Annotated in this window: 14 protein-coding genes; 4 read left to right on the forward strand and 10 right to left on the reverse strand. The window is 71.2% G+C overall.

Annotated elements, in window-relative coordinates; translation table 11 throughout:
* Window positions 1-71 precede the first annotated feature (71 nt).
* The 5 genes from hemB to ACNF49_RS02585 are packed head-to-tail and all read right to left on the reverse strand — an operon-like array spanning window position 72 to window position 5,425.
* On the reverse strand, window positions 72-1,055 hold the full coding sequence (hemB, locus tag ACNF49_RS02565; protein WP_482942678.1) for a porphobilinogen synthase: 984 nt from the start codon (window positions 1,053-1,055) through the stop codon (window positions 72-74).
* A complete protein-coding gene (locus tag ACNF49_RS02570; protein WP_358007896.1) occupies window positions 1,052-2,557 on the reverse strand; it encodes a bifunctional uroporphyrinogen-III C-methyltransferase/uroporphyrinogen-III synthase in 1,506 nt (501 codons plus the stop codon). The genes hemB and ACNF49_RS02570 overlap by 4 nt, the downstream gene beginning before the upstream one ends.
* 35 nt (window positions 2,558-2,592) lie before the next feature.
* Entirely contained in the window at window positions 2,593-3,498 is a 906-nt protein-coding gene (hemC, locus tag ACNF49_RS02575; protein WP_498701900.1) for a hydroxymethylbilane synthase, read from the reverse strand.
* The gene (locus ACNF49_RS02580; RefSeq protein WP_357966297.1) at window positions 3,495-4,751 is read right to left on the reverse strand and encodes a glutamyl-tRNA reductase; all 1,257 of its coding nucleotides are present in this window, start codon (window positions 4,749-4,751) and stop codon (window positions 3,495-3,497) included. The genes hemC and ACNF49_RS02580 overlap by 4 nt, the downstream gene beginning before the upstream one ends.
* Window positions 4,748-5,425: a redox-sensing transcriptional repressor Rex gene (locus ACNF49_RS02585; RefSeq protein WP_357966294.1), complete on the reverse strand. Its 678-nt coding sequence runs from the start codon at window positions 5,423-5,425 to the stop codon at window positions 4,748-4,750. Before ACNF49_RS02585 ends, ACNF49_RS02580 begins: the two co-directional genes overlap by 4 nt.
* A gap of 113 nt (window positions 5,426-5,538) precedes the next feature.
* Here ACNF49_RS02585 and ACNF49_RS02590 point away from each other — a divergent pair, with 113 nt between their 5' ends.
* Window positions 5,539-5,772 carry a glutaredoxin family protein gene (locus ACNF49_RS02590; protein ID WP_352322537.1) on the forward strand — a complete coding sequence of 78 codons (234 nt, stop codon included), beginning with the start codon at window positions 5,539-5,541 and terminating at the stop codon, window positions 5,770-5,772.
* Here ACNF49_RS02590 and ACNF49_RS02595 read toward each other — a convergent pair.
* A complete protein-coding gene (locus ACNF49_RS02595; protein WP_357966291.1) occupies window positions 5,769-7,169 on the reverse strand; it encodes a putative quinol monooxygenase in 1,401 nt (466 codons plus the stop codon). The two genes, ACNF49_RS02590 and ACNF49_RS02595, sit on opposite strands and share 4 nt — an antisense overlap.
* Before the next feature lie 288 nt (window positions 7,170-7,457).
* Here ACNF49_RS02595 and ACNF49_RS02600 point away from each other — a divergent pair, with 288 nt between their 5' ends.
* Genes ACNF49_RS02600 through ACNF49_RS02610 form a run of 3 tightly spaced genes read left to right on the forward strand, consistent with a single transcriptional unit; the run spans window position 7,458 to window position 9,624 of the window.
* Complete coding sequence (locus ACNF49_RS02600) at window positions 7,458-8,021, forward strand: sigma-70 family RNA polymerase sigma factor (RefSeq protein WP_357966288.1); 564 nt, start codon at window positions 7,458-7,460, stop codon at window positions 8,019-8,021.
* A gap of 60 nt (window positions 8,022-8,081) precedes the next feature.
* Window positions 8,082-8,732, forward strand: coding sequence for a DUF5667 domain-containing protein (locus tag ACNF49_RS02605; protein WP_357966286.1), 651 nt, complete (start codon window positions 8,082-8,084; stop codon window positions 8,730-8,732).
* Between the two features lie 22 nt (window positions 8,733-8,754).
* Window positions 8,755-9,624, forward strand: coding sequence for an HAD family hydrolase (locus ACNF49_RS02610; protein WP_357966284.1), 870 nt, complete (start codon window positions 8,755-8,757; stop codon window positions 9,622-9,624).
* A gap of 83 nt (window positions 9,625-9,707) precedes the next feature.
* Here ACNF49_RS02610 and ACNF49_RS02615 read toward each other — a convergent pair whose 3' ends face one another.
* The 4 genes from ACNF49_RS02615 to ACNF49_RS02630 are packed head-to-tail and all read right to left on the reverse strand — an operon-like array spanning window position 9,708 to window position 12,148.
* A complete protein-coding gene (locus tag ACNF49_RS02615) occupies window positions 9,708-10,721 on the reverse strand; it encodes an LCP family protein (protein WP_482942679.1) in 1,014 nt (337 codons plus the stop codon).
* A gap of 2 nt (window positions 10,722-10,723) precedes the next feature.
* Window positions 10,724-11,305: an RNA polymerase sigma factor gene (locus tag ACNF49_RS02620; protein ID WP_357966280.1), complete on the reverse strand. Its 582-nt coding sequence runs from the start codon at window positions 11,303-11,305 to the stop codon at window positions 10,724-10,726.
* Window positions 11,306-11,363: 58 nt separating this feature from the next.
* The gene (locus ACNF49_RS02625; protein ID WP_482942680.1) at window positions 11,364-11,891 is read right to left on the reverse strand and encodes an SDR family NAD(P)-dependent oxidoreductase; all 528 of its coding nucleotides are present in this window, start codon (window positions 11,889-11,891) and stop codon (window positions 11,364-11,366) included.
* Window positions 11,888-12,148, reverse strand: coding sequence for an SDR family NAD(P)-dependent oxidoreductase (locus ACNF49_RS02630; RefSeq protein WP_482942681.1), 261 nt, complete (start codon window positions 12,146-12,148; stop codon window positions 11,888-11,890). The genes ACNF49_RS02625 and ACNF49_RS02630 overlap by 4 nt, the downstream gene beginning before the upstream one ends.
* Window positions 12,149-12,172 lie beyond the last annotated feature (24 nt).

Raw genomic sequence — 12,172 nt, forward strand, 5'->3', positions numbered from 1 at the left:
CGCGGGACACACCAGCACTTGTCATCGCACTCTAACGCACACGCCTCAGGAGTTGACGGGAAACCCCTTGGTTAGAGCCGTCGCGCCACTTCCGTCGCCCAGTACGTGAGGATCATGTCGGCGCCGGCGCGCTTGATGGCGACCAGCGACTCCATGATCGTCCGGTCGCGGTCGATCCAGCCGTTGGCCGCGGCCGCCTCGACCATCGCGTACTCGCCGCTCACCTGATAGGCCGCCACCGGCACGTCGACCGCGTCGCGCACCCGGGTGATGACATCGAGGTAGGCCAGCGCCGGCTTGACCATGACGGCGTCGGCGCCCTCCGCCAGGTCGAGCCTGACCTCGCGCAGCGCCTCCTCCAGCGGACCGGCCGGGTCCTGCTGGTGGGTGCTGCGGTCGCCGAACTGCGGCGCGCACTCGGCGGCCTCACGGAACGGGCCGAAGAAGGCGGAGGCGTACTTGACGGAGTAGGACAGGATCGGGACGTCGGCGTGGCCGGCCCCGTCGAGCGCGGCGCGGATGGCGCCGACCTGGCCGTCCATCATGCCGCTCGGCGCGATCATCTGGGAGCCGGCGGCGGCCTGGGCCAGCGCGATGGAGGCGTAACGCTCGAGCGTGGCGTCGTTGTCCACCTCGCCGGACGGGGTCAGGATCCCGCAGTGGCCGTGGTCGGTGAACTCGTCGAGGCAGGTGTCGGCCATGACCACGAGGGCGTCGCCGACCTCGGCGGTCACCTCGCGCAGCGCGACCTGGAGGATGCCGTCGGGGTCGTCGGCCGCCGACCCGGTCGCGTCCTTGACCGCGGGGATGCCGAACAGGATCAGGCCGCCCACGCCCGCCTCGGCCGCGTCGTGCGCGGCCTTGCGCAGCGAGTCGCGGGTGTGCTGGAACACGCCCGGCATGGACGACACCGGCTGCGGCGCGTCGATGCCCTCCTTGACGAACATCGGCAGGATCAGGTCCGCGGCGTGCAGCCGCGTGCCCGACACCATCCGGCGCAGCGCCTGGCTGCGGCGCAGACGCCGGGGACGTGCGACGGGGAACTGGGCGCTCACTTGGCTCTCCTCCTGGCGCCACGGCGGTTCTGGGAGGGCCTGCGGGGGCTGTCACCCGCGGCCACGGCCGCCTGGCGCTGCTTGGCACCGAACTCGGCCAGCGCTGCGGCCAGGGCTGATGCGGATGGCTTGTCGGACATGACGTCGACCCGGAGCCCGAACTCCTCGGCCGTCTTGGCCGTCTGCGGCCCGATCACCGCGATCACGGTGACGTTGTGCGGCTTGCCCGCGATGCCGACCAGGTTGCGCACGGTGGAGGACGAGGTGAACAGCACGGCGTCGAAGCCGCCGCCCTTGATCGCCTCGCGGATGGGCGCGGGCGGCGGCGCGGCGCGCACCGTCCGGTACGCCGTCACGTCGTCGCACTCCCAGCCCAGCTCGGTGAGCCCGGCCACCAGCGTGTCGGTCGAGATGTCGGCCCGGGGCAGCAGCACCCGGTTGATCGGGTCGAGCATCGAGTCGTAGGGCGGCCACTCGGCCACCAGCCCTTCGGAGGACTGCTCACCCGAGGGCAGCAGGTCGGGCTTGACGCCGAACTCGACCAGGGCCCGCGAGGTGGCCTCGCCCACGGCGGCCACCTTGAGCCCGGCGAAGGCCCGCGCGTCGAGCCCGTACTCCTCGAACTTCTCGCGCACCGCCTTGACGGCGTTGGCGCTGGTGAAGGCCACCCACTCGTAGCGGCCGGTGACCAGGCCCTTGATCGCGCGGTCCATCTGCTGCGGCGTGCGCGGCGGCTCGACCGAGATGGTCGGCACCTCCTCGGGCACCGCGCCGTAGGCCACGAGCTGCTCGGACAGGCTGCGGGACTGCTCCTTCGTACGCGGCACCAGCACCCGCCACCCGAACAGCGGCTTGGTCTCGAACCACGACAGCCGCTCGCGCTGCCCGACGGCCTCGCCGACCACGATCAGCGCGGGCTCGGTGAAGCCGGCGTGCTTGAGGTCGGCCTGCAGCCGGCCGAGCGAGGACACGACGGTGTACTGCTCGGTGGTGGTGCCGCCGCTGCTGACGGCGACCGGCGTGGTGTCGGGCTTGCCGCCGGCGATCAGCGCCTTGCCGATGGCGACGGCCTCGGTGATGCCGTTGTAGATCACCAGCGTGCCGCGGGTGGCGGCGTGGGACGACCAGTCCTGCTCCTGAGCGGCGTCGACGACGCGGAACTCGGGCACGGCCGTGGCCGCCGGGATGCCGGCGTAGGTGAGCACCGCGGTCGCGGGCGGCACGCCGGGCACGATCTCGAAGTCCACCTCCGCCGCCACGCAGGCCGCGACCTCGTCGTCGATCGAGGAGAACAACATGGGGTCGCCCGCGCACAGGCGCACCACGAGCTGCCCGGCCTTGGCCCGCTGGACGTAGTCGCCCTCGGCGACCTCGACGCCCTCGCGGCAGTGCTTGAGCAGCGGGCCGAACTGCTCGTCGTCGAGCACGACGGCGTCCGCCTTGCCGAGAAGTTCGGCGGCGCGGAGCGTCAGCAGGTTGGGGTCACCGGGACCCGCCCCCACGAAGGCGACGAAACCGGAGGTTGGACTATCGGAGCTCAATGGGATTGCTCCCCCATCAATCTGTCGGCCCCTTCGGCGATCATCTCGGCCGCCAGGAGGCGGCCCAGCTGTGCAGCCTCCGAAGGAGAGCCGGCGGCGGACTTGCGGACCGCTTCGCGGCCGTCGATGGAGACGACCACGGCGGTCAGGTTCAGAGTGTGCCCGTCATCGGCCGCGAAAGCACCCACGGGGGCGGCGCAGCCTGCTTCCAGGGCGGACAGCACGGCGCGTTCGGCGGTCACCGCGCTGCGCGTGCGCGGGTCGTCGAGCACGGACAGGGTCTCGATCAGGTCGGTGCGCGCGGCCAGGCACTCCACGGCGAGCGCGCCCTGACCGGGCGCGGGCAGCAGCTCCTCGACCTCGAAGATCTGCGCGATCTCGCCGCCGCGGCCGAGCCTGGTGAGCCCGGCGCTGGCCAGCACGACGGCGTCGAGCTCGCCCGCGGCGATCTTGCCGATGCGCGTGTCGGCGTTGCCGCGGATCGGGACGTACTCCAGGTCGGGACGGAGCGCGCTCAGCATGGCGACGCGGCGCGGCGAGCCTGTGCCGACCCTGGCCCCGGCGGGCAGGTCGGCGAACTTGTGCGAGCCGACCAGCGCGTCGCGGTGGTCGTGGCGCTCGGGGAGCGCGGCCAGCGTGAAGCGCGGGTCCTGCTTGGTCGGCAGGTCCTTCAGCGAGTGGACGGCGAAGTCGATCTCGCCCTCGACCAGCTTGTCGCGCAACGCGCTGACGAACACGCCGGTGCCGCCGAGCTGCGCCAGGTGCGCCTTGGTCACGTCGCCGAAGGTCGTCACGCCCACCAGCTCGACCCGGTGCCCGGTGCGCCCGGTGAGGGCGTCGGCCACCATCTGGGACTGCGTGGTCGCCAGCATGCTGCGGCGGGTCCCCAACCGCAGGTTCACAGCTCCACCTCCCTCACGGCCGCGGGCATCTTCGGATCGAGATTGAACAATTCACGCAGGGCTTCCGCATAATGATCGCCCCCTGGACCGGCGGCGAGCTGCTTGACACGCACAGTCGGCTCGTGAAGCAGTTTGTCAACGACCCTCTGCACGGTCATGGCGACTTCGTCCCTGGCCTTGTCGTCGAGATCGGGCATGCGCATCATCAGGCGGCCCAGCTCGGACTCCACCACGCCCGCCGCCTTGCTGCGCAGCGCCACCACGGTCGGGGTGACGCGGGCGGCGCGGGCGGCGTCGAGGTAGGCGTTCAGCTCCTCGGCCACGAGCGCGCGCACGGACTCGACGGCGTCGCCGCCGCGCGAGCCGATGCCGGACTCCTGGATCGTCTCCAGGTCGACCAGCGTGACGCCGGGCACCTCGCGCACGGCCGGGTCGATGTCGTGCGGCAGCGCCAGGTCGAGCAGGAACACGCCCCTGGTCAGCATGTCGGGGGTGATGACGTGCCGCCCGGCGCCGGTGCAGGTGATGACGACGTCGGCGCCCGCCAGCTCCTCGCGCACGGCCGCGAACGCGACGGCCCGGCCGCCGACCGACTCGGCCAGCCGCGCGCCCCGCTCGTACGTGCGGTTGGCCACGACGATGTCGGTGACCCCGGCGCGCTGCAGCGTGACGGCGGCCAGCGAGCTCATCGAGCCCGCGCCCACCACCAGCGCCCGCCGCCCGGCCAGGTCGCCGGCGAGCGCGAGGCCCGCCGAGACCAGCGAGGGGCCCGCCTGGTCGATGCCGGTGTCGGTGTGGGCGCGCTTGCCGACGCGCAGCGCCTGCTGCGTCAGCTCGTTGAGGGTCGCGCCGACCGTGCCGTGCTTCTGGGCGAGCTTGAGCGCCTGGCGGACCTGGCCCAGGATCTGGCCCTCGCCGACGGCCATGGAGTCGAGGCCGCACACCATCGAGAACAGGTGCTCGACGGCCCGCTCCTCGTAGTGCACGTAGAGATGCGGGGTCAGCTCGTCGGCCGGCACCCCGGAGTGAACGGCCAGCAGCCCGCTGATCGAGGTGACCGCGGCGTGGAAGCGGTCGACCGTGACGTAGATCTCGACCCTGTTGCAGGTCGAGATCACCATGGCCTCCGCGACGCTGGTGTCCTGCTGCACGTCGTGCAGCAGCTTGACCAGCGCGTCGCCGGTCACCGAGACGCGTTCCAGAAGAGCCACCGGAGCGGTCCGATGGCTGAGTCCGATCGCCAGAACACTCATTGACCGTCCACCGCCATGAGTGGCCCCCCAGCCTTGCGTTGCTCGTGGAACGCGAGAATCTGCAGTTCGATTGATAGGTCGACCTTCCGGACGTCGACGGTGTCCGGAACGGTGAGAACGACTGGGGCGAAGTTCAGGATGCTGGTCACGCCCACGGCGACAACACGATCGCACACTTCCTGCGCCGCTGCCGCCGGTGTCGCCAGTACCACGATCGAGACTCCACGCCGCTTGATGACGGCTTCCAGTTCGTCGATGTGCTCCACATTCAACCCCGCGATGGTGTCGCCCACGACTTCGGGGTCGGCGTCGAAGAGCGCGGCCACGCGGAAGCCTCTGGAGACGAAGCCGCCGTAGTTCGCCAGGGCGCGGCCGAGGTTGCCGACCCCGACGATCGCGACCGCCCAGTCCTGGGTGAGGCCGAGTTCGCGGGAGATCTGGTAGACGAGGTACTCCACCTCGTAGCCTACGCCGCGGGTGCCGTACGAGCCGAGGTGCGAGAGGTCCTTGCGGAGCTTGGCCGAGTTCACGCCCGCGGCCACGGCCAGGTCCTCCGAGCTCACGGTCGCGATGCCGCGCTCCGCCATCCCGTGCAGCGCCCGGAGGTACAACGGAAGCCTGGCGACCGTCGCCTCGGGGATGCCGCGGTCACGGGACTGGGACGGGCTCTTCACGTGCCGGAGCTCCAGGGAACGGGCGGTGGGGACCGCTGAACGGATTAGAACCGTCTTTCAGGTTAATCCCTTTGTGAACCGATGCACAAAGTAGGGGCGCTACGGTTGGGGACATGCATCGCATCACCTTGCTCGGCAAACCCGGCTGCCACCTCTGTGACGACGCCCGCGCGGTCATCGCCAGGGTGGCCGGCGAGCTGGGCGTGCCGTGGGAGGAGGTCAGCATCGACTCCTCCGAGGAGCTCAGGGAGAAGTACTGGGAGATGATCCCGGTGACGCTGATCGACGGCGTGCAGCACGACTTCTGGCGGGTCGACGAGGCCCGCCTGCGCGCCGCCCTGGCCTAGAACATGACGGTGGGCAGCGGCACCACCTTCGCGGCGTTGACGTTGAGCTCGATGACGTTGGTGGCCAGGACCATCGCCTGACGCTCGTTGAGGAAACGCTCGACGTGCGGCTGGCGCTGGTGGTCGCGGTAGGCGACCTCGTCGCGGTAGAGCTCGTAGACGATGCGCTGCAGGGGGGCCGACTTGACGGCGTGGCAGGCGTAGACGAGCGTGTCGGGCTCGCCGCGGCGCACGGCCTCGACGGTGGCCTCGGCCAGGCGGTCGAACGCGTCGCCGGCGCCGTCCATGATCGTGAAGACGGTGAGCAGGCCGTAGATGCTGGGCGAGGGCCTGCCACCCGCCTGCTGGGGCTGTGACGGGGTGAACAGCTCGGCGCCCGGGTAGGCCACGCCGGTGCCGGGCATCGAGTAGTCGGGCCGGGAGGGCTGGGCGTCCATGCGCGGGGAGGTGTCCATGCGCGGGGGCGGGGAGCCGTTCATGATGTAGCCGGTCGCGGGGCCCGACTCGGGCGCGGCCCCCATCCGGGCGGCGTAGTCGACCTGCTGGTCGCCCGCCCGGTACTCGGCCACCAGGTCGCCAAGGCCGGGCGAGCGGCGCGGGGGCGCCACGGGAGGCGGCTCGGCGGCCGGCACGGGAACGGGCATGGGCACGGGCTCGGGCGCGACCCTGCGGCCCGGCCGGCGCTCCACCTCGTCGTGCGGCGCCTCCAGGTCGTCCTCGTCGTCCTCGTACGGCGCCAGCGGGCGCAGCACGGTGTACCAGATCGCCGCCGCGCCCACCGCGAGCAGCGCGGTGGTGAACAGCGGCGGCACCGCGAACCGCATGGCGCCCACCAGGGCGATGCTCGACGGCGCGATGACCAGGACCGCGTGGAGGTTGTCGGTGTCGTACTCGTCGCCGCCGCGCCACTTGAGCGCGGCCACCACCACGCACGCCAGCAGGACGAGCACGTCGATCGTGTGCACGCCGGCGAGCAGGTAGTCGGGGATGAGCCCCCACGTGGCCGCGCCGGTCGGCAGCGCCTTGCCCAGGTCGGTGGACCTGAGCGGGTCGAAGGTCAGGATCGCGACGGAGACGACGGTGAGCGCGATGCCGAACAGCCAGGCCAGGAACCTCGGTGGCACCTTGTCGGACAGCAGCTGGATCAGGCCCACGGCCAGCCAGAGCGGCGCCAGCAGCGACCCGGTCACCTGGTAGAGGCGGAAGGTGACCGATCCGAACCCCAGGACGTGACCGACGCCGATCGCGGCCAGCGAAAGGCACAGGGCGCCGGCTGCAACGGTCCAGGCGATCAACCACCCCTCGGGCTCGTCACGCAGCCGCCTGATCAGGGCGCCTGTCGCGACGGCGGCGAGGAGCGCACCGGCAAGGGCTATGACAGCAACGAGGATCTCCATGGTGACTCCAATGCTGCCGGACGATGCCTCCCGGCCGGTAGCCGAAGAGGAAACAGGCGCTCCATGAGGGGCTTCGCCGCAGGCTGTGGGGTATGCGCCTATACGGTATAGGGCGATTACTCGTAGCCAGCCCAGCAGGCGCGGATTGTGGAATTTCCAGTTGATTTCTAGAGTATTCGAGCACGCCGCACCCCTTACCCCTAGGGATACCGGATGCCTGATTCGTGGCCGTTCGCCGGGCTGCTTGCTCCAGCGGTCGCTGGACCTGCCCGGACGGGCGAGCTTGGCGTGCGCGAAGAAGTGCCCGACGACATCCGTACGCTGGTGCTGCACGCCAAGAACGGATGCACGGACTCCTTTGGCACGCTCTACGACCGCTACGTGGACCTCGTCTACCGCTACATCTACTTCCGGGTCGGCTCCCACCAGCTCGCCGAGGACCTGACCAGCGAGACCTTCCTGCGCGCGCTGCGCAGGATCGGCGACTTCACCTGGCAGGGCCGGGACTTCGGCGCCTGGCTCGTCACCATCGCCAGGAACCTGGTGGCCGACCACTTCAAGTCCGGCCGTTACCGACTGGAGATCCCGACGGGAGAGCTGATCGACGTGCCGCTCGAAGGCGCGCACATCCCGGAGAACGCGGTGGTCACGGCCATCATGAACGACCGGGTGCTGCGCGCCGTCCGCGATCTCAATCCCGACCAGCAGGAATGCGTGGTGCTGCGCTTCCTGCACGGCCTCTCGCTCGCGGAAACCGCGTTGATCATGGGGAAGAAGAGTGGAGCGATCAAAGCGCTGCAGTTTCGGGCCATTCGAACGCTCGCCAGGGCACTCAAGCACGACCTGGCGTAACCTCTCCCACCCGCACCTCGTTAGGCCAGTTGTCACGGCTGGATCCCTCAGGGAGCTGTCATGAGTAGGGCGCGCAGGCGGCGGGAGCTCGTCATCGAGCGTCTCACGGAGCTGCACGGCCCGTCTCTGGGCGGCGGGCCCGAGCCGGCCTTCCGCGAGCGGCTGCGCGCGGACCTGGTCTCCGGCCGCCTGCTGCTGTCGGCCCCCGACGAGGAGCTCGCGCCGGCCCCGGCCGTCCCGCCCGTACGCCGCCGTCGCCGTCCGCTGCTGTCCCAGGTCGCCACGTTGGGTCTGGCGGGGGCCATGATGGTGGCGTCCTTCGCCACGTACCAGGCGGTCCCTGGCGACACGCTCTACCCGCTCAAGAGGGCCGCGGAGAGCACCCTGGTGCACCTGAGCACCGACGACGCCCAACGCGGCGAGCGCGAGCTGGCCTCGGCCGAGACCCGCGCCAAGGAGGTCGCCAGCCTGCTCGGCTCGTCCACCGACAGCCCCCTGGTCGGCCAGACGCTCAAGGACATGGAGGACTCCACCCGCTCCGGGATCAGTCGGCTGACGCGTACGCAGCCCCGTTCGTCCAAGATCAAGAAATTCGCCCAGAAGCAGCGGGAAACGGTCGAACCGATGCTTGACCACCTCACCGAGGCACAGAAGGGACAGGCCGCCGGCTACCTCGACTACATCGAAGGGCTCGTGGCACCGGCTAGGTAAGCTGAACCGCATGTGGCGGCTAATGCGACGACGACACGAGGTTGGGGCCGAGGCCGCCGGCGAGGCCGCGGCGCGGGCGGCGGTCACCGTCGCGCCGGCCGAGCCGGTCGAGCCCGACCTGGAGGCGGCGGCCTTCTTCGACGTCGACAACACCATGATGCGCGGCGCGTCCATCTACCACTTCGCCCGCGGGCTGGCCACGCGCGGCATGTTCACCACATCCGATCTGCTGAAGTTCGCCGTCGGCCAGGCCGTGTTCCGGCTGCGCGGCAACGAGAACCCCGAGCACATCGCGGTCGCCCGGGAGACCGCGCTCGCCTTCGTCGCGGGCGCCAAGGTCGACGACGTCGTCCGGCTCGGCGAGGAGATCTACGACGAGGTCATGGCCGACCGCATCTGGGGCGGCACCCGCGCGCTCGCGCAGAGCCACCTCGACGCCGGCCAGCGGGTCTGGCTCGTCACGGCCACGCCCGTCGAGCTGGCCCGGGTCATCGCCCAGCGGCTCGGCCTCACCGGCGCGCTCGGCACGGTCGCCGAGACCGCCGGCGGCGTCTACACCGGCCATCTGGTGGGCGACCTGCTGCACGGCCCGGCCAAGGCGGAGGCGGTGCGCGCGCTGGCCCGCCGCGAAGGGCTCGACCTGACCCGCTGCACGGCCTACAGCGACTCGGCCAACGACCTGCCGATGTTGTCGCTGGTCGGCAGCGCGGTGGCGATCAACCCCGACAGCGAGCTGCGCGAACACGCCAGGAAGCACGACTGGCCGGTCAAAGACTTCCGTACCGGCCGCAAGGCCACCATGACCGCGCTGCCGATCGCGGCCGGGGTCGGCGCGATCGCGGGCGGCGTCGCGGCGGGCATCGCCCTGCGCAAGCACTACCGCTCCCAGTAGCCGCCCGCGGACGAGGACGACGGCGTGGCCCGGCGACGTGGACGGCTCCTTGACGTCCACGGCCGGGCGCACGCCGGCGCCGGTCATCGCAGGCGCTCGAACAACTTCCGGGCCTCCGGCTGCCGCCACTCGATCCGGTTGGGGTCGTTCTGGGCCGGTTTCCACGGCACGGTGACGAACGACACCCGCGTCGCGGACGTGGCTCTGGCCAGCTCGACCATGGCCTCCAGGCTCAGGTCCGTCCTGATCGACTTGCGCACTTCGCCGAGGAAGCCGCTCAGCCGGGCCGGGTCGGCGGCCGCGCTCCTCGCCTTCTTCAGCATCGCCAGCAGCAGGATCTGCTGCCGCTTGATCCGCTGGACGTCCGAGCCGTCGCCGTAGCGGCGCAGGCGGGCGTAGCCGAGGGCGCTCTCGCCGTCGAGCGTGACCTTGCCGGCGGGCAGTTTCAGCTTCGACGCCTTGTCGTCCACGGGCGACCTGAGCGTGATCTGCACGCCGCCGAGCGCGTCCACCATGCCCTTGAAGCCGGTGAAGTCGACCTCGACCGTGTGGTCCACCCGGACGCCGGTCAGCTTCTCCAGCGTCTTGCTCAGGCAGCCCGCTCCCCCGGTGTTGTACGCCGAGTTGATCATGTCCTTCCGCGCCGGGTCGGACCCGCACGACGGGATCTGCACGATCGAGTCGCGCGGCACGCTGACCCCGACGGCCTGGCCGCGGTCGGCGGGCACGTGCACGAGCAGGATGGTGTCGGAGCGCCTGCCGCCCTTGTCGGGCGTCCTGGCCAGTTGGGGCCCGTACTTGGCGTTGCCCGGCCCGCCGCGCGTGTCGGAGCCGATCACCAGGATGTTGCGGGCGCCGGTCATGTCGACCGGCCGCGCGCCCGCCGGCGGGGCGGCCACGGTGTTGCCGTTGACCAGCATGGTCGGCACCGCGACGGCCGCGGCCGTGCCCACGGCGACCAGGCCGGCCGTCCAGTAGGCGTTCCACCTGCGCCGCGGGCGCTCCCGCAGCAGGCGGTCGCGCTGGCGGACGAGCGTCGGGGGCGGCTCGTGCTCCAGTTCCCCGCCGAGGTCGCGGAGCATCCGCAGGTCGTCCATGGTCACTCCTCCTCCAGCATGGGGTTGGTGTCGCCGAGCGCGGCCCGCACCTTCCGCCTGCCCCTGTTGAGGCGGGAGCGAACGGTTCCGATCGGGATGCCGAGCGCCTGTGCGACCTCTTCGTAGGTGAGGTCACCCCAGGCGATCAGCAGCAGGACGTCTCGGTCCTTGGCGGGCAGCGCGGCCAGCGCCCCCGCCAGGCGGGGACGGGCGGCCTGCGCCGTTACCCCCGCGGCGACGCGGTCGGCGGGCGACTCCACGTCCTGGTCGAGGGGGGACCGCAGGAACGCCCGGTACCGCGCCCCCTCCTTGCGGTGGTGGCGGGAGATGAGCTTGGTGAGGATGCCGAAGAGCCACGGCCTGGCGTCGGGGTAGGACAGGTCGTAGCTCTTGCGGCGGGAGAACGCGACGAGGAACGTCTCACCGACGAGGTCCTCGGCGGGCTCAGGGCCGAGGCGTTTGGAGACGTACCGGTAGAGCATGGCGGAGTAGCGGTCGAACAGCTCGGCGAACGCCTCCGGCTCGGTCAGGGAGGCGCTCACGAGCTCCGAGTCCGCCCCCCTGGTGGCGGGTTGCGTGATCATCTCCGCCTTTCTGTGGAGAATCGGTCACGGATGTCTTGCCACAACCCGCCAGGAGGGTTCAGATCTCCTTGAGGAACCCGCCGTCCACGGCGATGTCGGCGCCGGTCGTGCTGCCCGAGCGCGGCGAGACCAGCAGGGCGACCATGTCGGCGATCTCCTGCGGGCTCACCAGACGTCCGGTGGCCAGCTTCATCATGCCGGGGGCGACCTGGGCGATGACGTCCTCCTTCGACGCCCCGGCCATCCCGGCGATGACGTCGGCGGCGCCGCCGTCCTTGGTCCACCAGTCGGTGAGCACCGGGCCAGGCGAGATCGTGTTCACCCGGACGCCCTGCGGGCCGTACTCCTCCGAGACGGCCTTGCTCACGTGGTTCATGGCGGCCTTGGCCGCGCCGTAGTCCACGTTCATGGCCCCGGGCTGGCGGGCCGAGCCGGAGGAGATGTTCACGATCGAGCCGCCGCCGCGCTCCACCATGAGGGGCACGGCCGCGCGGATCATGCGTACGGCCGCGAACAGGTTGAACTCGAACATGGCCTGCCAGTCGTCGTCGCCCGGCGCCATGAACCCGATCCGGGGCAGCGTCACGCCGGGGGCGGCCCGCCGGCGTTGTTGACCAGGATGTCCACCCCGCCGAACTCCTCGACGGCTCGGGCGATCACCTGGGCGGGCGCCTGCGGGTCCATCAGGTCCACCGCGACGTGCGTCACCTTGGCGTCGGGCGCGGTCCGCGAGGCGGCCACGACGTGCGCGCCCTCCTCCGCCAGGGTGCGCGCGACGGCCAGGCCGATGCCCTTGGACGCGCCGGTGACGACGGCCACACGGCCGGAAAGCTGGAGATCCATCGAAGAGGTTCCTCTCGGGTGTCA

Source organism: Actinomadura sp. ATCC 39365 (genome assembly GCF_054392275.1).